Origin of the sequence: Rohdeia mirabilis (assembly GCA_007750655.1) — a bacterium.
Classification (GTDB): domain Bacteria; phylum Planctomycetota; class UBA1135; order UBA1135.
Genome location: CP036290.1, coordinates 2,041,893 through 2,060,974, shown reverse-complemented (window position 1 = coordinate 2,060,974; position 19,082 = coordinate 2,041,893). Strand labels below are relative to the sequence as shown.

17 protein-coding genes are annotated in these 19,082 nt (G+C 71.2%); 4 read left to right on the top strand and 13 right to left on the bottom strand.

What is annotated here, in order from left to right; all coding sequences use genetic code 11:
• Positions 1–227: 227 nt before the first annotated feature.
• The 4 genes from Pla163_RS07740 to Pla163_RS07725 form a co-directional block, all read right to left on the bottom strand.
• The gene (locus Pla163_RS07740) at positions 228–620 is read right to left on the bottom strand and encodes a response regulator (protein WP_145186081.1); all 393 of its coding nucleotides are present in this window, start codon (positions 618–620) and stop codon (positions 228–230) included.
• 28 nt (positions 621–648) lie between these two features.
• Positions 649–2,328 carry a GspE/PulE family protein gene (locus Pla163_RS07735; protein ID WP_145186078.1) on the bottom strand — a complete coding sequence of 560 codons (1,680 nt, stop codon included), beginning with the start codon at positions 2,326–2,328 and terminating at the stop codon, positions 649–651.
• Between the two features lie 171 nt (positions 2,329–2,499).
• Entirely contained in the window at positions 2,500–3,120 is a 621-nt protein-coding gene (locus Pla163_RS07730) for a DinB family protein (protein ID WP_145186075.1), read from the bottom strand.
• A gap of 65 nt (positions 3,121–3,185) precedes the next feature.
• Positions 3,186–4,088, bottom strand: coding sequence for a tetratricopeptide repeat protein (locus Pla163_RS07725; protein WP_419186435.1), 903 nt, complete (start codon positions 4,086–4,088; stop codon positions 3,186–3,188).
• Between the two features lie 114 nt (positions 4,089–4,202).
• On the opposite strand from Pla163_RS07725, the gene Pla163_RS07720 reads away from it, so the two are divergent.
• Positions 4,203–5,363, top strand: coding sequence for a pyridoxal-phosphate-dependent aminotransferase family protein (locus Pla163_RS07720; protein ID WP_145186069.1), 1,161 nt, complete (start codon positions 4,203–4,205; stop codon positions 5,361–5,363).
• A 55-nt stretch (positions 5,364–5,418) separates the two neighbouring features.
• Here the strand turns inward: Pla163_RS07720 and Pla163_RS07715 are convergent, their stop codons facing one another.
• From Pla163_RS07715 to Pla163_RS07685, 7 genes are all read right to left on the bottom strand, one after another.
• Positions 5,419–6,231: a class I SAM-dependent methyltransferase gene (locus tag Pla163_RS07715; protein ID WP_145186066.1), complete on the bottom strand. Its 813-nt coding sequence runs from the start codon at positions 6,229–6,231 to the stop codon at positions 5,419–5,421.
• Between the two features lie 104 nt (positions 6,232–6,335).
• Positions 6,336–7,118 (bottom strand): hypothetical protein, encoded by a 783-nt coding sequence (locus Pla163_RS07710; protein ID WP_145186063.1) that lies wholly within the window; start codon positions 7,116–7,118, stop codon positions 6,336–6,338.
• Between the two features lie 141 nt (positions 7,119–7,259).
• Positions 7,260–8,267, bottom strand: coding sequence for a saccharopine dehydrogenase family protein (locus Pla163_RS07705; RefSeq protein WP_145186061.1), 1,008 nt, complete (start codon positions 8,265–8,267; stop codon positions 7,260–7,262).
• Positions 8,264–8,698, bottom strand: coding sequence for a secondary thiamine-phosphate synthase enzyme YjbQ (locus Pla163_RS07700; RefSeq protein WP_145186058.1), 435 nt, complete (start codon positions 8,696–8,698; stop codon positions 8,264–8,266). The genes Pla163_RS07705 and Pla163_RS07700 overlap by 4 nt, the downstream gene beginning before the upstream one ends.
• Positions 8,699–8,807: 109 nt before the next feature.
• Positions 8,808–10,043: a hypothetical protein gene (locus tag Pla163_RS07695; RefSeq protein ID WP_145186055.1), complete on the bottom strand. Its 1,236-nt coding sequence runs from the start codon at positions 10,041–10,043 to the stop codon at positions 8,808–8,810.
• A gap of 118 nt (positions 10,044–10,161) precedes the next feature.
• Complete coding sequence (locus Pla163_RS07690) at positions 10,162–11,253, bottom strand: class I SAM-dependent methyltransferase (RefSeq protein WP_145186052.1); 1,092 nt, start codon at positions 11,251–11,253, stop codon at positions 10,162–10,164.
• Between the two features lie 261 nt (positions 11,254–11,514).
• Positions 11,515–11,829: a hypothetical protein gene (locus Pla163_RS07685; protein ID WP_145186049.1), complete on the bottom strand. Its 315-nt coding sequence runs from the start codon at positions 11,827–11,829 to the stop codon at positions 11,515–11,517.
• A 195-nt stretch (positions 11,830–12,024) separates the two neighbouring features.
• On the opposite strand from Pla163_RS07685, the gene thrB reads away from it, so the two are divergent.
• The 3 genes from thrB to Pla163_RS07670 all read left to right on the top strand — a co-directional run bounded on the left by thrB (position 12,025) and on the right by Pla163_RS07670 (position 17,319).
• A complete protein-coding gene (gene thrB / locus Pla163_RS07680; protein ID WP_145186046.1) occupies positions 12,025–12,993 on the top strand; it encodes a homoserine kinase in 969 nt (322 codons plus the stop codon).
• A gap of 39 nt (positions 12,994–13,032) precedes the next feature.
• Positions 13,033–14,115, top strand: coding sequence for a thermonuclease family protein (locus Pla163_RS07675; protein WP_145186043.1), 1,083 nt, complete (start codon positions 13,033–13,035; stop codon positions 14,113–14,115).
• 315 nt (positions 14,116–14,430) lie between these two features.
• Positions 14,431–17,319 carry a di-heme oxidoredictase family protein gene (locus tag Pla163_RS07670; protein ID WP_145186040.1) on the top strand — a complete coding sequence of 963 codons (2,889 nt, stop codon included), beginning with the start codon at positions 14,431–14,433 and terminating at the stop codon, positions 17,317–17,319.
• 52 nt (positions 17,320–17,371) lie between these two features.
• On the opposite strand, the gene Pla163_RS07665 is transcribed toward Pla163_RS07670, so the two are convergent.
• Complete coding sequence (locus Pla163_RS07665) at positions 17,372–17,743, bottom strand: fluoride efflux transporter FluC (RefSeq protein WP_419186434.1); 372 nt, start codon at positions 17,741–17,743, stop codon at positions 17,372–17,374.
• 4 nt (positions 17,744–17,747) lie between these two features.
• Positions 17,748–18,944 (bottom strand): S1C family serine protease, encoded by a 1,197-nt coding sequence (locus tag Pla163_RS07660; protein ID WP_145186020.1) that lies wholly within the window; start codon positions 18,942–18,944, stop codon positions 17,748–17,750.
• Positions 18,945–19,082: the final 138 nt, after the last annotated feature.

Genomic DNA, 19,082 nt, shown 5'->3' with positions numbered 1-19,082 from the left:
GAGCCTTCCCGCTCCGGCCGGGCGCGGCCCGGTCACGTTCGGACCGTGCGCGGTCCTGCGTCCTCCCACTCGGCGTCCGCTCGGACGTCCCCCCGAGAAAGAGGCAAGGCCCTGGATCGACCGCTGGCGGAGCGCGTCTTGAGGACGCGTGGACGATCCGCACCCGCGCGGCGGTCCGCGTCCACAAATCCGGCGCCTGCCGGCCGTTGGGACCCGGAGCCTCGGGCTCAGCCCGCCAGGCGTTCGGCCGAGTCCTGCACGAACAGGCGCTGGACGGTCGTCACCATCTCGTCCAGGTTCACCGGCGAGGCGAGGAACTCCTGGGCGCCGACGTTGTAGGCCTCTTCGCGGTAGCTGCGGCCGCGGTAGATGCCCGAGAAGATCACCAGGGGCAGCTGCGCCGCGTCCGCGTGCTTGCGCACCTCGGCGCAGAGCTGGAACCCGTTCATGCCTTCGACGAGAACGTCGGTCAGGACCATGTCGGGCCGGTTCTGACTGATGGCGCGCAGGGCTTCCGTCGCGCTGGCGAGCGCGATCACCTTGTAGCCCGCGATCTCCAGGTACTGGACGCGGGGGGTCGGGCTGGCTTGGACGTCGTGGACGAACAGAAGGGTCTTCATGGTCGAGGGTCGGGTCGCGAGCGCTCGCTCAGAGCGTCTGGATGAGGATCGGGAGGATCTCCTCGACGGTCGTCAGTCCCTGTTTGCACTTGCGGACGGCGTCCTCGGCGAGCGTCAGCACGCCCGCGTCACGCATGACGTCGCGCACTTCGTCGGTGCGTCCCTGGCGTCGGATGACGTCGCCCAGCTCCTTGTTGACGACCATGACCTCGTAGAGGGCCACGCGGCCGCGATAGCCCGTTCCGGAGCAGTACTCACAGCCGGACCCCCTGCTGTAGGTGAAGTCCGACGTCACCAGCTTGGTCTGCTTGAGCAGGTCCATGTGGATGTCGCTCGGCCGGATCTCCTCGGAGCACTGCTCGCACACGCGGCGCACCAGGCGTTGGGCCACGACACCGCGCATGGCGTCGGCCAGGACGAACGGTTCGACCTCGAGGTCCATGAGGCGCAGGATCGTCTCGGCGGTTCCCAGCGTGTGCAGCGTGGACAGCACGAGGTGACCTGTCATCGAGGCCTCGATCGCGATGTGCGCTGTCTCCTGATCTCGGATCTCCCCCACCAGCACCACGTCCGGGTCCTGGCGCAGGATGGACCGCAGACCGCGCGCGAACGTCATGCCGCTGCGCGCGTCGGCGTTGATCTGCGTGGCGCCCTCGAGGTGGTTCTCGACCGGATCCTCGAGCGTGATCAGCTTGCGGTCGGGTGTGTTCAGTTCCTGCAGCAGCGCGTACAGCGTGGTCGTCTTGCCCGATCCCGTGGGTCCGGTCGCGACCGCGAAGCCGTCCTTGTTGCTGATCATGCGGCGCAGGTCCTTCACCTCGCGCTCGCCGAATCCGAGGCTGTCGATGCCTCGCAGCTTGCGACCGCCGTCGAGGATCCGGATGACCGCGACCTCGCCGTACATGCAGGGCGACGTCGCCACGCGCAGGTCGACGCGGTTGCCGCTCAGTTCGAGCTGGGCGCGACCGTCCTGGGGCAGACGGCGCTGGGCGATGTCCATGTTGGCCATCACCTTGATCCGCGCGATGACGCCGCGCGACCAGGCACGCGGGACCGACAGCTTGTGGATCAGTCCGCCGTCGATGCGGAAGCGGATCACGAGTTCGTCGCGGTGCGTCTCGAAGTGGATGTCGCTCGCGCCGTTGGCGAACGCTTGATCGATCGTGTTCTGGACCAGGCGCACGACCTGTTCACCGGAGACCTCGTCGACGTCGAGATCCTCCTCGTCGGCGATGTCGTGGATCTCGGTGACCTCGCCCGAGGTCTCGAAGATCGCTTCCTGACAGCGGCGGATGTCGTCGGGCTCGGCGTGGACCGCGAAGATCCGCGTCTTCAGAAGGCGCGAGATCTCGTCGAGGATCGGCAGTTCGGTGGGGTCCTCGAGGGCCACCGTCGTGATGCCGGCGATGCGGTTGAAGGCGATCGCGCCGAACTCGCGGCTGCGTTCGTCGTCCAACTCGTGAGCGATCGACAGGTCCACGATCCCGGGCGTCAGCTTGACCCACTGGATCTTGCCCTGGCGGCGCAGAGCTGCGGAGATCTCGGCCTCGGAGGCGAGCTCGAGTTCGACCAGTGCCTGGCCCAGCTTCACGCCCTTCTCGCGGCGGTGCGCCAGGGCTCGATCGAGTCCGGCCTGGTCGATGACGTCCTGCTCGATCAGGATCTCGCCGAGCGGGCGATGGTTCGTGGCGTTGTCGGAGGGTCGCACGTGGAGGGGCTCTGGTCGGGGCTCGGCGCAAAGCTGGCGCCACGGGTCCGATCGACCGCCGAGGCCCCCGAGTTGACTCCCCCGCCCCTGGGCCCGGGCCCCTGCTCGCTCCTGGGAACCCCACCGTCCGAAGTGCCCTGGCGCCCGCGCTGATGGCCCGCCGACCCGCCGTCAGCCCGCCGCGAGGATCTCCTCGGCGATCGCGAGGTGGTGCCAGCCGTGGATGCCCGCGAAGCGGATCCAGTGGCCGGCCCCGAGCACCCCCAGATCGGCGTGCCGCACGCCACCGCGGGCGCGAGCGATGCGCGGCAGGTCGTCCCGCACGGCGCGCAGCTCGCTCTGGTTCGAATCGAAGGTGTCCCAGACGATCGCAGGGTTCGAGCGGGCCGGCGGCGTGACGGCGCGCGGCGGCGTCCCCAGCCCGCGCGGCATCGCTCCGACGGGCAGGACCAGGGCGCCGACCAGGCCGACCTCGGGGCGCTCGACGACGAAGCTGCTGGTGCCGTCGGCGATCAGTCGCACGTTGCGCAGCGCGAGCTCGTTGGCGAGGCAGACGTGGAACAGGTGCTGCCCGGCGGACCAGGCCGAGACGCCTGCGTGCACGGCGAAGAGCTCGTCGGTCGGAACGTCGCGCAGCCCGGCCGCGGCGTCGTAGAAGGCTGCGAGCCACTCGCAGTCGGCCTCGAGATCGAGCAGCTCACGCGGCTGACCGCGGCGCCGCCAGACGGGGATCCCGAGCGGCCCTTCGAGCACGGCGACGTCGGTGGACCGGAACGGATCGTGGGAACACATGGCGCGGCGGGTGGATGGAGTCGTGCGGTGGGTGGCGTTCCGAGCGTGGCTCGCGAACTCGACCGTCAGACGAAGAGCGCGGTCTGCAGCTCGCGCCGGTACTCGTGCACCAGGTCGCTGTCGGCCCCCAGCGCGTCGAAGACCTCGAGCATCGCGACGCGCGCTGAGCCCTCGCCGAACGTCCGGTCGACGTGGATGGTGTCCATGAGCATGCGCAGCGCTTCCGCGTGGCGCCCCGCGGCGGCGAGCGCTCGTCCCAGCGTGACGCGCGCTGCCAGATCGTCCGGCGCGGCCTCGACCGCGGCGACGAGGGCGGCGAGTTCGCTGTCGTCCGCGCGCTCGGCTCCCAGGTGGAGCTTGGCGCGCAGGGCGCGGCCGCGCTCCGACTCCTGCACGGAGGGCGCGAGCTCGTCGAGGATCGCCAGCGCGCCCGCGGTATCGCCCCGTTCGGCGACGACGGCCGACAGCATGAGGCCCACGTCGCCGGCGCTCTCGGCGGCACTCGGTCCGGTCTCGCCCGCGAGGCGCGCGGCGCCTTCGCGCAGGCAGCGCTCCGCCCCGTCGAGATCGCCCTGTTCCAGCGCTCGCTTGGCCGACGTCAGCGCGACGTCCTCCACGGGACCCGCGCCGATGCCGTGGTGCGCGAGGAAGCGCCGCAGTTCGGCCTCGGGCAGGGCGCCCGAGAACTCGTCCACGAGCTGTCCTCCGATCACCAACTTGCACGTGGGCAGCGACTGGATCCCGAGACTCGCGGCCAGCTGCTGCTCGACGTCGGTGTCGATCTTGACCAGCGTGAACGCGCCGTCGAACTCGATCGCCAGCTTCTCGAGGATCGGTCCCAGGGCCTTGCACGGTCCGCACCAGGTCGCCCAGAAGTCCACCAGGACCGGGGCCGCGTGCGAGGCTTCGATGGCCACCTGCATGAAGTTGGCGGCGCTGCCTTCGACGATCCATTTCGAGTCGCTCATGCCGGGAGGATAGGCCGGATCGACGGTCGAGAGCAGGCCCTCGTGGCGGCTTTGCACCGGGCGAGTCGCGAGATCCCCCATCGCTCGGTCGCGACGGGCTGCGATACTGCCGCGATGAAGGTCCCCGCTCCCCTCGTCGCCCAGCAGCGCGTGCTGATGGGCCCCGGTCCGTCGCCCGTCCCGCCCTCCGTCCTGGCCGCCCTCGCCCTGCCGACCATCGGCCACCTCGACCCCGAGTTCCTGCGGGTCATGGACGAGGTGCGCAGCATGCTGCAGACGATCGCCGGCGCCCGCTCGGGCCGCGCGACGGCCATCTCCGCCACGGGCTCGGCGGGCATGGAGACCTGCCTGGTCAACCTGCTCGAACGCGGCGATCGGGCGCTCGTCGTGCGCGCCGGCGTGTTCGGTACGCGCATGGCCGAGGTGGCGCGCCGCGCGGGTGCCGAGGTCGACACCTTCGACGTGCCGTGGGGCGAGAGCTTCGACGTGGCCGACCTGCGCGCCTTCGCGGCCGATCGCTCCTACCGCATCGTCGCCTGCGTCCACGCCGAGACGTCGACCGGCGTCCTGCAGCCGCTCGAAGGCCTGCGCGAACTGGCCGACGACCTCGGGGCGCTGCTCGTGGTCGACGCCGTGACGAGCCTCGGCGGCGTCCCGGTCGAAGTCACCGAACAGGGCATCGACGCGCTCTACTCGGGCACGCAGAAGTGCCTCTCCTGCCCGCCGGGGTTGTCGCCCGTGGTCCTCTCGGACGCGGCACTCGAACGGGTGGCCGCGCGCACGACGCCGGTGCAGAGCTGGTACCTCGACCTCTCGTTGATCGAAGCCTACTGGGGCGGCGAGCGTGCCTACCACCACACGGCGCCGATCAACATGCTCTTCGGGCTGCACGAAGCGCTGCGGCTGTGTCTCGAGGAAGGCCTCGAAGCGCGCTATGCACGACACGCGCGGATGGCGCGCGGCCTGTGGGCCGGGCTCGAGGCGCTCGATCTGGCGCCGCGCGTCGTCCCCGAGCGCCGCTTGCCCCAACTGACGACCGTCGCGGTCCCGGACGGCGTCGACGAAGCCGCGCTACGCCGCCGCCTGTTGAACGAGTTCGACCTGGAACTCGGCGGCGGGCTCGGGCCGATGAAGGGGACCACCTGGCGCATCGGTCTCATGGGCGCGGGAGCCACGGAGCGCCACGTCCACCTGTGCCTCGACGCGCTCGCGAAGGTCCTGGAACGCGACGCGCGCGCCGCGACCGAAGCCGCGGCGCGCGCGCTCGCCGAGTGAAGGCCGTGGTGGCACCGCCGCCGCGGTGTCACCGAACGCGCGGCCGACTCGTCGCTCAGACGCGAATCGTCTTCGGGTCCCAGTCCGGACCGCGCAACGGCATCTCCTGGAAGCGCGGTCCGATCCCGAACGTGTTGAGCTCGGCCGGGTACGTGGTCTTCGCGATCGTCGACACGACACCGCGCGCCTCGAGCTGGGCGGGAAGTCGCGTCGCGCAGGCCTCGAGGTAGCGGTGCACGTAGTGCGGGCGCGCCAGGTAGGCCTTGTTGTAGCCACACAGGAACAGCGCGAAGTCGTCGGGGAACTGGCGCACGTAGCGCAGGACGGCCTCGGTGATCTGCGGGTAGAGCCACGAGAAGAAGTCGTCGACGACGACGACGCCCTGGGGCGCGAGCAGTTGGTTCGCGAGTGCGAGATCGTTCGTCACCGCGCGCGCCGTGTGCTCGCCATCGATGTGGATGAAGCGGTGACGACCGAACTCCTCGGCGACGAGCGGGCTGACGTTCAGGTCGCGCGAGTCGCCGGCGATGGTCGTGAACTCGACTCCCGGCTCGGGCCGAGCCGCGCCGAGCGCACGTTGGATGGGCTCGATCTTCAGGTCGAGATCGGCCAGGTGAACGGTCTCGCCCGGACGCGCGTGCATGGCGGTGAGGGCGGCCGACTTGCCCTCCCAGACGCCGATCTCGAGCATGTTCCCGCGCACGCCATCGGCAGCCTGGAACTCGAGCAGACTGTCCCAGATGGCAGCGGACTCGCGGCTGAACCAGCCGTCGATCGAGCCGTGGATCTGCATGTAGCGCTCGAAGCGGGTGACTCCCGTGGCGCTGGATCGGTCGGGGGCGGGGGCGGTCGAGACGGACTGGTTCATGGGGCTCGTGGGCTGGCGGACACACGATCCGCACAGCTCGCCTCTCGGACGATCGCGGACGGCGGTTGAGCCCCGCCTCCCGCCCCACGTCCAGTCCTCCCAGCTCAGGGGCGCTCGAAGACGACGCGGCCCCGTTCGTCGCGCATCCGCAGGCCCGGCGCGTCGGTGGTCGACAGCCCCAGCGAGACGTGCTCGATCCCCTCGCGTCCGCCGAGGAACAGCCCAGGACGGCCGTCCTCGAGGACGTGCAGCTCCACCACCCGTCCCGTCGCCGGATCGACGACGCGCACCCGCGTCGCGCCCATCGGATCGATGCCCGCCTCGAGCACGGGACGCCCTTCGCGATCGGCGAGACGCACGAGCGGCGCGCCCTCCTCCCCCACGCCGACGTAGGCGCGCGGACGTCCGCGGCGGTCGCTCAGCATCAAGCGCGACTCGCCCTCGGCGGTGAGGAACAGTTCGGAGCGCGCGGTGCCGACGGCGTCGTACAGACCCAGGCCGCACGATCCACCCTTGCGCGTCCCGAGCCACACGCGGCGACGGCCGGCCTCGTCGGTCAGGACGAGCTCGCGCAGGGGTTCGGGTTCCGGCGCGACCAGGGGCTCCTCGTCGTCCGCCGGCTCCGACGCGGGTGCGGGTTCGGCACCCTCGGTCTCGGCTTCGTCCTCGAGCCCGTCCGCGGGCGGGACGGGCTCCTGCACGGCGCCGAAGAACGGCGCGAAGCCGCCCAGGGTCACGACCGCGAGCGCGGCCAGCGAACCGACGGCGCACAGGCGCGCGCGTCGCGCACCGGTCTCGAGCCGGGCCAGTCGCGACTCGAGCGCGCGCAGGACGAGGGTCGGGTCGGACGGATCCGAAGCGACGGTTCGACGGGTGGACTGATTCATGGTTCGGCTGCGCACGGAGCGCGGGACGGATGGTGTTCGCAGAAGGACGCGGTGCGCTCGTGGGCTCGGGCGAAGCGCGCGCCGGGGTTCGTGATGCGGTGGCCGAGCGGCCGCGCGACGGCACTCACCACGCGGCGCCGTTCAGCTCGTCGCGGGAACGGGCCGGCGCCAGCCACCGAGGTCGCCCTCGACGATCTCGACGCCGCCCCTGCGCAAGCGCTCGGACAGGGCTGTGCGCTCGACGCGGCCCGAACACGGGCCGGCGCCGGGCACCGGATCGGCGGCGAGGGATCGCAACGTCTCGAGCGCCGGCGCGACGCTCAACACCTCGGGTCGCTCGACGGGAGGAACGAAACCGAAGCGCATCTCGAGCGGCAGCCGCGTCGATCCGATGCCGCGCACCGCGATCGCGAGCGCCGACGGCTTCGTGCCTCCGAGGCGATCGATCCAGCCCATGACCTTCTCGGGGCGCTCCTCGGGACTCTTGATCCAGCCGCGGCGCACCCACGAGAGGAACGTGCGCGCGCCGCGCTCGGCCAGACCGGACGGCGGTGCCACGGTCAGGCGCACGGACGCCGAACGCACCGGGCGCTGGGTGAAGGCGAACAGGTCGGCGCAGTCCGCGTTGCCGCCGAACAGATCGCCCACGGGCGGCGGAAAGCCGAACGCGCGGCGGTCGCCGTAGAACTCGCGTTCCGACCACTCGCCGCCGATCAGCATGCGAATGGTGCGTTCGCGTCCGGCCAGGAACTGACCCATGCTGCCCGAGTCGAGGCCCGAACCGGAACCTACGGCGAGTCCCAACTGCACTTCGTTCACGCGCACCATCTGGTCGGCGGCGGAACGCACGAACGGGTCGGTCAGACCGCAGAACGCGCCGGCGCTCACGACGACGGCGCGCCCCTTCTCCTTCGCCACCGCGTCGAGTTCGGCGATCGACTCGGCCCACGCGCGCTGCCAGCACAGGTCGACCCAGTGTTCGCCCGCTTCGAGCGCGCTCGTGACCGCCTCGATGCCGGCCGGGACGCAGCCGGTGTCCAGAACCACGTCGGCGCCCTGCTCGACGACGTCGAAGTCGGGCTCGCTCTGGACGGCGGCGAGGACGGCGCGCCCGACGAGGGTGTTCGAACTGCGGATACGGATCTTCATCGAGGTGGAGCGAACTCCCCTTGGAGTGTCATGAACAGGTGACGGCGATGCGGAGCGGTGCGGTGCTCCCACAGGTACACACCCTGCCACCTTCCGAGCATCAGTTCACGGCCCGAGACCGGCAGGAGCAACGAATGCCCCGCGAGCAGGGTCCGGGCGTGGGCCGGCATGTCGTCGGGACCTTCGTCCACGTGCCGGAACGTGGGGTGCCCGTCCGGCGCCAACTCGCCGAACCAACTCTCGAGGTCCGCGCGCACCTGTGGGTCGGCGTCCTCGGTCACGAGCAGCGACGCGCTGGTGTGCCGCAGGAACAGGTGCAGCGAGCCCGCCACGAGCCCGCTCCCGCGCACGAATTCGGCCACACGGTCGGTGACCTCGAACGAGCCGCGTCCGCCCGTCGTGACGACGATCTCGTCCTGGAGCACTTCCATGGGCGACACCCTCGCCGAAGGCCCGCGCGCGCGCCAGAAGTACTTGGGCGCGCGGCGAACGGACTCGGGGGCGCCGGTGCGGGCCGTGCCGAGACCGCGCGTGCAGCGACTAGAAGGTGAAGCGCAGTCCCGTCGCGTTGCTGGCGTGCGCGAACCAGCCCAGCGTCGGGTCGATGACGAGCGCGGCGTGGAAGAGCTGCTCGCCCACCAGGGCGGAGACGACCGGCGAGAAGGGCGGCACGACGATCTGCACGGTGGCCGAACCGGCGGCGTCGAGAACCCCCGCGAAGCCACTGAAGTAGGGCGCGCCGAGCCCGCCGAGGCTCGCGAGGAAGTAGCTGTCGACGACCAGCGGCAGGACCAGCCCCCCGATGCCCGGCGTGCCCAGTCCGGGGCTCGCGAGGGCTCCACTGCCGAGCACCACGTACGGCAGGCCCGCCGCCGCCGGGCCGAGGTCCAGCGTCGAGGTCTGCGTCCCGCCGAAGAGCACGGAGAGGGCCGCGACGTCGGACTCGAAGGTGCGGCACGCGCTGAAGGTGTCGATGCCGTCGAAGCGCGTCAGGCCCGACGCCCCCGAACCGCCGTCCTCGCAGACGAGGACGTCGCAACCGCGCAGGCACAGTCCCTCCGCCGCACCGACGGCGATCTGCGGTTGCGGCAGCGGCCAGTTGGCGAGCAGCGCCCCGGCGGCGGTCGAGACGCGCACGAGCGGCGTGGGCTCGGAGTAGAGCGAGTAGAGGACCCCCGCTGCCGCGTCGTAGTCGAGCCCGCGCAGGTCGTTCGACGACGTGGGCTGGAAGCTGCCCAAGGAGGCGACCTGGTTCGCCGTCGTGCTCGTCGCGATCGACAGCGCGAGCCGGTGGATCCGACCGTCGAACGTCGACGCCACCAGGAACGTGCCGCCCTCGGGGTGCGCGTCGTCCGGGACGAACTCGATCCCCTCCGGTCCGCGGGTGCTCGGCGTCCCGAGCGCCGGCCCGAGGTCGAACACGCGGCCGACGAGTCCGGTCAGAAGATCGAACTCGAGGATCGCCTCGGGCTTCTCGCGCAGGAGGTAGACGAGGTCGCGGTTCGGATCGGCGACGCACACGCCTTCGAGGTCGCCGGCCAGCGCGTAGCTCGCGCGCAAGCTGCCGTCCGGCGCGAGTACGAGCACGTCACCGCCGTCCCCCACCACGACCAACTCGTCGCGTCCCGCGTGGTGGTCGACGCCGCTGGCCTCGAAGCCGAGCGGCAGGACGCCCGCGAGGTCGGTGCCGTTGCCGGCGAACTGCGCCTGGGCGGCGCCGGCGAGCGCGACCGCGCACAGGGCCGCCGTGACGGGGAGTCGGGATGAGCTTCGCAAGGGGCGTGGAGGTTCGCGGCGGACAGAGCCGCGCCGAGCGAAGCGTACCCCGCGCTCGGCGCGCCGGGGGAGCGAGCGACGCCGCGCTCGACCGCTCCCTGTGCGCCGGCGGTGGGCCCTACTTCTGGGCGACCACGTAGGTCACCCAGGCCGGGCAATTCTCGCCCTTCGCGTGCTTCTTGAACTCGCCGTTGCCGCTCTCGCCGTCCTCGTCGGTGCCTTCCCAGTAACTGTCCACCGCGCTGAAGCCAGCCTCGCGCGCGATGTCCACCACCTCGGGCAGGTTCCACAGGCGCCAGCGGTAGTCGAACGCGGACTTGAGCTTCGTGCCGTCCTTGAAGCGGAAGTGGATCCGGCAGTGGTAGTCGCCGGTGGCCGGGTGGTAGCTGACCTGGTCCCAGACGTAGGTGAAGCCGGCGGGGATGCGCCGCGTCTCCTCCATCTCCTCGAAGGCCTCGAAGCCGCCGTAGATGTCGAAGATGAACAGCCCGTCCGCGGCCAGGTCGGCGTGCACCGCCTTGAAGTACGAGAGCAGCGTCGGACGATCGGTGAAGATCATCCAGCTGAAGTTGGGGGCGGTGCGCACCTGGGGCGCGACGCGGCTGGGCTCGCGCACGTCCTCGAGGTGGAAGTGGGCGCGCTCGAACGGATCCTCGATCCCCTCGAAGTTGCGCGCCTTGCCCCACTCCACCGGATCGGGATCGATGTCGTAGCCCTCGGCCGTGTTCGCGTCGTTGCGACGCAGCCACTCGGCCATCAGGTACCCGGTGCCGCAGAAGTCCTCGCGCAGGTGCGTCGGCTTCTGGCCGCGCAGCTTGCGGTAGGTCTTCACGAGGAAGTCCACGTCCGCGTCCGGCGACTGCACCGACAGCTGGTAGAGCTCGTGGCGATCGGCGGTCTTCGCCGTGTACTTGGTCTTCGCACCCCGCCCGGACTTCTTCTTCCCCGCCCCCTTCTTGGCTGCGCGCTTCTTGGCTGCGTTCTTCCGGGACGTGCCCTTCTCGGCGCTGCTCGCTGCGGAGCGACCGGCCTTCTTCTTGGTCGCGCCCTTCTTCGCCGCACCGGCCTTGGTGGTGCTGGCCTTGGTCGTGCTGGCCTTGGTGGTGCTGCTGCGCTTCTTCGCGGCCGGCGCTTCACCCGCGTCGGCCAGAGCCGTGCCGGCACCGAAGGAAGCGGTCGAGTCTGCGCGGGAACTGGTCTTCTTCGCCATGGTCGTCGTCTCGTGCTCGATGGACCCGCACTTGATCGAACGGGCCGTTCCGCGCGCCGACGGGCGCCGCGCAGGAACTCGGGGAAAGTGAACGTCGCTGGGGCACGACGATTGGAAGGTCGCCGCAGGGAGTGGCGGGGCTTCACGGCTCTGGGACGAACGGCTCGACGGCGCCGCGCATCCCGATCCATCACCTCGCGGGGACCGCTCGATCAAGGACCGCATGCCGCTCGGGGCATCGTCGCAGCCGCCGCGCCACGCTCACACCGAGCGGTACTCGTCGAGCTCGGAGTCGGGATCGGCATCGGGCGTGCGCATGACGCGCGCGACCGCCTTCAGGAGCTCTTCGTTCTCGCGCGCCGAACGCACGGGGATCCGGATCGAACCCGCGAGGTGCTGGGGCACGGTCACCGCGCCTTCGAACAGGTCGCGGTTGAGCCGCGTGGCCACCGACTCGGGGGACGAGACCTTCATCAACACCCAAGCGCCGTGGCTGGGGAGGAGGTCGACGCCCGGAATGGTGGACAGGCGGGAGCACAGGCGTTCGTGCTCGAGTTCGTGTGCGGTTTCGTTCACGCTGGCGGCGCGCCTCGAGCGCGCGGGATCGGCTGGCGACAGGTGGGGGCGAGCTTCCCGCGCGGCGCGCACGTCGCGGACCCACGCGGGGCGCCTTCGGTGTGCGGTATCCGGCTCCTGCCTGGGAAGTGCGGCCCACGGTTATACCTTCGTGGCCCCGTTCCCGCTGCGCGCGTGTCCGCCCCTCCCCCTCCGATGTCCGCCACCTGGAATCGCTCGACCTCGCCGCCGCGCCTCGATCTGTCCGTGCGCGTGCCCGCTTCGACCTCCAACCTGGGGCCGGGGTTCGACCTTCTGGGACTGTGCCTCGACCTCTTCGCGACGGTCACGGCAGAGGTTCGGGACGACGGCCTGGGACGGGTCGAGACGGACGGTTCGGCCGGTTGGCTCGAGAACGTCCTGATCGAGAGCGCCCGCGCCGGACTCGAGTTGGGCGCCGCCCCGGACCTCTCGATGCGACTCGGACTCTCGAACGAGATCCCCGTGGCGCGCGGCCTCGGCTCGAGCGGCGCCGCGGTGGCGGCAGGACTCCTCTTGGGCGCGACGGCCGCGGGGACCCGGTCGCAGGCCGAACTCGAGCGCTCGGCGCTGGTCGACGCGGCGGTCGAACTCGAGGGACACCCCGACAACGCCGTCGCGGCCCTGTTCGGCGGCTGTCGCCTCAGCCTTCGGACCGCCACGGGCTGGCGGGTGGTCCACCAGACCGTCCATCCCAGCATCGGCTTCGCGCTGGCCTGGCCCGAGGCACCGCTCGCCACGGCCCGGGCCCGCGCCGTCCTGCCGGAGCAGGTCCCGTTCGCCGCCGCGGCCGACAACCCGCGGCGGCTCGCGGCCCTGCTGGCAGGCCTTTGCACCGGCGACGTCCAGCTGCTCACCCACGGACTGGTCGACCACCTCCACGAGCCCTGGCGGCTGCCGCTGATCGCCGGCGCGGCCGAAGCCCTGGCGGCGGCGCGCGCGGCCGGAGCCTTCGGCGCCACGCTGTCGGGTTCGGGCTCGACCCTCGTCGCAGTCGGCCCCGTGGACCGGGCGCCGCACCTGGCCCGGGTCCTCGGCGACGAACTGGCGCGCCACGGCGCACTGGGCGGCGCGCGTGCCGCCGCGCTCGTCGAGGACGCGCCCCGGGTCGAGGTCGTCCGATCGCGGGATGGTTCGGCCTGGTAGCGTGTGCGCCGCACTCGACCGCCCACCACTTCGACACCCATGCGAACGCTCCGCCCCGTCCTCTCCATCCTCTTCGTCGGCCTGCTCGGGGCCCTCGGCCAACGCGCCCTCGCCGGCGCGACCGACATCCACGGCGCCGCCGCGCCCAGCCTCCAGGAGCGCAGCGCGCGCGCCGAGGCGGACACGACGAGCGAGCCCCTCGAACTGTTCGAGGTCGTGCGCATCGTCGACGGCGACACGCTGCACATCACGCGCAACGGCGTGAAGGAGAAGCTGCGGCTGCTCTCGGTCGACACCGAGGAGAAGCTGTCGGGCAATCCGAACCTGTCGGAGACGAAGCCCGAGACGCTCTTCGGCCAGGAAGCGACCGAGTGGGCCCAGCGCTTCTTCCCGGCGCGTTCGAGCGTCGACGGGAAGGTCATGGTCGGACTGCGCTTCCCCGACGGGGTCGAGGCGCACGACGTCTACGGCCGACTCCTGTGCCACGTACTGCTCGCCGACGGCACCGACTTCAACGTCCTCTTGGTCCGCGAAGGGTGGAGTCCGTACTTCAACAAGTACGGCAACAGCCGCATCTGCCACGCCGAGTTCGTCGCCGCTCAGAACGAAGCGCGCCGGGCCAAGGTCGGCATCTGGAACCCCGAGACGAACCGGCCCGACGACCCTTCGCAGCGCGCGATCGTGCGTCCCTACGACCGCCTGTTGCCGTGGTGGAACGCGCGCGCCGAGGCCATCGACGGGGCCCGCGCGCGCCACGAGCGCAATCCGGTCCTCAACGTCGAAGCCGATCGTCCCGACGACGTCCAACTCGCCGCCTGGGCCAGCGAAGGTGGAGCGACCGTCGAGGTCTTCGGCTCGATCGATCGCATCTTCGACGAGGACGACGGCAGCGTCACGCTCCTGTTGCGGACCGGCGAGAAGGACCGAGCGATCCGCGTGCGCATCGCCAAGAACCACAACGCGCAGTTCGACCTCGACGACCTGCGGCGGCGCTCGACCGAGGAGTTCATCCAGAACTACCTGGTCTTCCGCGGCACGCTCCAGCCCGCCCGCCGAGGCGGCTGGGAGCTGTGGGTCGCGGCCTCCGACCAGGTCAGGCTGGGCGGCCCCGAGCCGCGCTGACCAGAGCGCGCCCACGCTGCCCACCGACCACGGGGCCCGGGCACCGCACGCCGCCGCGGGAAACCCTGGGCGCCGGTGCTCGTTGCACGCTCGACGCGTGCCGCTCCGACGGCGCTGCGCGCCAAGGGATTGCGTCGACCGCGTCGCCGGGGCGAGTCCTCTGCCACGAGTCTCGGCGCCCATCCCGGTGCACGGTCGCCGAGAGCGTGCGACACTAAGGTGAGGGCCCCCGTCCCTGCCCAAGGGCCTCGGGCGGCCCGCGTTCGTCTCCTCTCCACTCGCGTCGACCTCCCGCGACGCTCCGCGCCCAGCGCCATGTCCAGCCCTCTCCTCGCCTCGCGCTCTGTGTGTCCGATCCCTTCGCCCCGCGCGTCGCGCGCCGCGCTCGCGGCCGCCGTCGTCGGCGCCCTCTTGACCGGCTGTGGTGGATCGAGCAGCGGAGGGTCGCCCAGCGCGACACCCGTCGCCACGGGTGACCAGCCCACCGTCGATCTGCACATCGATCAGATGTCGGTCGAGACCGGTGCCGTGACCGTGGACGAACTCGTCGCCCACGGTCGCGCGCTGTTCGTCGCGAACTTCAACACGCTCGACGGCGCCGGTCGCCCCGAGGCCACGGGCACCGGTGGGACGCGCACGCGCCGCGAAGCGCCGCAGAACTTCAACCGCCTCTCGGGCCCCGACGCGAACTCCTGCGCGGGTTGCCACAACGAACCCGGCGTCGGCGGCGGCGGCGACAACGTGGCCAACGTCTTCGTGCTGGCCCAGGCCAACGCCTTCGTCGACTTCTCCGGCGCGCCGGGCGACGACTTCGACCTGGACGACGTTGCCAACGAACGCGCCACGATCGGTATGAACGGCTCGGGCTTCGTCGAGTTGCTGGCGCGCGAGATGACCAGCGACCTGCACGACCTGCGCGACACGGCCTCGGGCATCGCCATGGTGTCCGGCAACCCGACGCCGGTGGCCCTCGTCACCAAGGGCGTCGACTTCGGCACGCTGACGGCCAACCCCGACGGATCCTTCGACACGAGTCTCGTCGAGGGCGTGGACGGCGACCTGGTCGTCAAGCCGTTCCACCAGAAGGGCGTCGTCGTCTCGCTGCGCGAGTTCACGAACAACGCCATGAACCACCACCACGGCATCCAGACCCGTGAGCGGTTCGGTGCGGGCGTCGACCACGATGCGGACGGCATCGCGGACGAGCTGCTCGAGGGTGACGTGACCGCCTTGACCCTGTTCCAGGCCACGCTCCCCGTTCCCGGACGCGTGCTGCCCGAGGACCGCGCGGCGCTCTCGGCGGTGGCCAACGGTGAAGTCCTGTTCTCGGCGATCGGGTGCGCGGACTGCCACATTCCCGAACTCGTGCTCGACAGCTCGATCTTCACGGAACCGAACCCGTACAACCCGCCCGGCAACCTCCAGGTCGCCGACGTGTCGACGCCGCTCAGCGTCGACCTGACCCAGGCCGGCCCCGGTCCCCACGTGCAGCCCGAGATCGGCGGCTCGGTGCGGGTGCGCGCCTACACCGACCTCAAGCGTCACGACATGGGCACCGCGCTGGGCGAACCGCTCGTGCAGGCCGGCGTGGGCGAGACGCTCTTCCTGACCAAGAAGCTGTGGGGCATGGCCAGCGAGCCGCCCTTCATGCACCACGGTCGCTGCACGACGATCGAAGAAGCGATCCTCGAGCACGGGGGCGACTCCGAGTACACGCGCACCGCGTTCCTCGGTCTCTCGGCGAGCGAACGGCGCGACGTGATCGCCTTCCTCAAGACGCTCCAGATCATGCCGGAAGGCTCGGACTCGCTCGTCGACACCGCGCCCTTCTCCGGGTTCATCGGTGACGAGCCGGCCATGCTGACCCACCTCGACCAGGCCGACGTCGAGTCGGGAGCCGTCGACGTGGACCAGGTCTTCGAGCACGGCCGCAAGCTGTTCGCCGCCAAGTTCAACTCGCTCGACGGCGGTGGACGCCCCGAGGCGACGGGAACCGGTGCGCTGCGTGCGCGGCGCGACCTGCCCGAGAACTTCAACCGCATCTCGGCTCCGGACGCCGGCTCGTGCGCCGCCTGCCACAACGTCCCGCGCCAGGGCGGCGGCGGCGACAACGTCGCCAACGTGTTCGTGCTGGCCCAGGGCTTCCCGTTCGTCAACTTCGACGGCGGAGCGGGCGACGGGTTCGACGACCACCGCCTCTCCACCGTGGGCAACGAGCGCAACACGCTCGGGATGTTCGGCGCGGGCTACATCGAGCTCCTCGCCCGCGAACTGACGGTCGAGCTGCAGCAGGCCGCCACCGACATCAGCGCCGACGCGCTGAGCGAAGGCGTGGCCCTGTCGCGCCCGCTCGTGGCCAAGGGCATCGAGTTCGGCACCATCGCCGCCAGCGCGACCGGTGTCCTCGACACCAGCGGCGTCGAGGGCGTGGACGAGGACCTGGTCGTCAAGCCGTTCCACCAGAAGGGCGTCGTGGTCTCGCTGCGCGAGTTCTCGAACAACGCCTTCAACCACCACCACGGGATGCAGACGACCGAGCGCTTCGGCCTCGGCGTCGATCACGACGGCGACGGCATGTCGGACGAGCTGACCATCGGCGACGTCACGGCGATGTCGCTCTACCAGGCCCTGTTGCCGCCCCCCGGACGCGTCCTGCCCTCCGATCCCGGCAAGCGTGCCGCGGTGGACCAGGGCGAGGCACTGTTCGAGTCGATCGGCTGCGCGTCCTGCCACGTGCCCGAACTCGTGCTGGACAGCGCGATCTTCACGGAGCCGAACCCGTTCAACCCGGCGGGCAACCTGCTGGTCACGCAGGTCTCCGCGCCGGTCGCGGTCGACCTGTCCACGAGCGGACCGGGACCGCGCCTGCCCGTGGAACTCGACGGCAGCGTGCGCGTTCCGGCCTACACGGACCTCAAGCGACACGACCTCGGTCCGGGCCTGGCGGAGGCCAAGGTCCAGGCGGGCGTTCCGACGACCGAGTTCCTGACCAAGAAGCTGTGGGGCATGTCGAACGAGCCGCCCTTCATGCACCACGGTCGCGCTCTCACGATCGACGAGGCCATCCGCATGCACGGCGGAGATGCCCAGGCGACCCAGGACGCGTACCTCGCGCTCACCGACGCCGAGCGGCGCGCGCTGGTCGACTTCCTGCACACGCTGCAGGTGGTGCCGGCCGACGGTCCGCTCGAGATCGTCGAGTAGTCGCGAGGTCGAGTCTGTCGGCTCGGCGCCGGCTCGTCCGCGCTCGGTGCTCTCAGGCGCCGAGCGCGCGACCGGCCGCGATCGCCAGTGCGCCGACGCCCAGGTGCGCGAGCACGTCGAGCGCCGCCAACCAGGGCTGGTCGCCGCGCACCAGTTCGAGCACGTCCGAGGCGAAGGTCGAGTACGTGGTGAACGCGCCCAGCGCGCCGACGAGCCACAGACAGCGCGCGGGATCGGACAGGGCGCCGGTCCGTTCGCTCCAGGCGACGAGCCAACCGATCGCGAAGCACCCGGCAGCGTTCACCGTCAGCGTCCCGACGAAGGGCGCGGCGCCGAGGCGCACGACGTTGAGCGTCACCGCCTGGCGCAGGACCGCTCCGAGTGCGCCGCCCAGGGCCACCGCGAACCATTGGGACCAGGGCACGGTCTCAGCGCTCCAGGTTCTCGAGACTGCCGAGTTCGACGACGCGCTGCTCGCGACGCCCCGAACGCACGATGTCGAGCGTGACCGACTCCCCCACCGCGTAGCGCACGAGCAGCGCGCGCAGATCGTCCGGCGAGGCCACGCGTTCGCCGTTGACCCCCACGATCAGGTCGCCGAGCACCTCACCCGAAGCGGTCAGCGAGTGGCCGCGCAGACCCGCGCGCGCAGCCGCCGAGCCTTCGTGCACATAGCGCACGAGCGCCCCTTCGAGCCCCATCAACGCCACCTGCGCGGGATCCTCGAGGCGCACACCGATGCCGGGGCGCGGCGCCGTCCCGGTCCTCAGAAGGTGCGGGACGACCCAGTTGATCGTGTCCACGGGAACGGCGAACCCGATGCCCGAGAACGTGCCGGTGCGACTGGCGATGGCGGTGTTCATGCCGATCAGCCGGCCGGCGCTGTCCAGGAGCGGCCCACCCGAGTTGCCGGGGTTGATGGCGGCGTCGGTCTGGACGAGTCCCGCCAGACCGCGACCGTTCTCGTCCTCGATCAATCGCTCGGTCGCTCCGATCACGCCGGTCGAGAGGCTGCGCTGGAGTCCGAAGGGCGCGCCGATCGCGAAGACTTTCTGGCCGACGCGCAGCTCGCTCGACGTGCCGATCGGGACCGGCCGCAGGTACGCCTTGCGCACGTCGATCTTGAGGACGGCGATGTCGTGCTCCTGTGATGATCCGATCAAGGTGGCCAGGAACGGCGCCTCGCGCTCGTCCAGGCTGACCAGGATCGTGCGCGCGCCCTCGATCACGTGGTGGTTCGTGACGATGATCCCGTCCGCGTTCCAGACGAAGCCGCTGCCCGTCCCCATCTCGAACGCGCGCCCTTGCGCCGTACGGCCCTGAAAGATGCCGGCGCTCGAGGTGACGATCGAGACGGCCGAGGGCACCGAGCGTTCGAAGAGCTCGATCGTCGCGAGCTCGTCCGCCGCCAGATCGCCGCGCGCCGCCACCACGCGCGGCTCGGCGTCCGGATCGAAGGTCGGGACGGGGGGCACGAAGAAGCGCCACACGCCGGCCAGGCCGACCGCGAGGACCACCGCCGTCGTCCCCAGCGCGATCAGCGTCAGGAACGTCCGCAGCGGTCCGGCCTCGACGCGTGCTGCGGCCGCGGTCGGACGGGAAGGTTGGGGTCGGTGCGGATCCACGGGAGAGGGCGTCGCCGAGCTGGGTGACGCGCGGTGCGCTAGAGAGTCGTTCGGTGCGGCGCAGGTCGCGAGCGACACCCGCAGCCCTTCCCAGATACGCACCGCGAGCCCCGTTCGTGAGGGTCGCGCGGAGCGCCC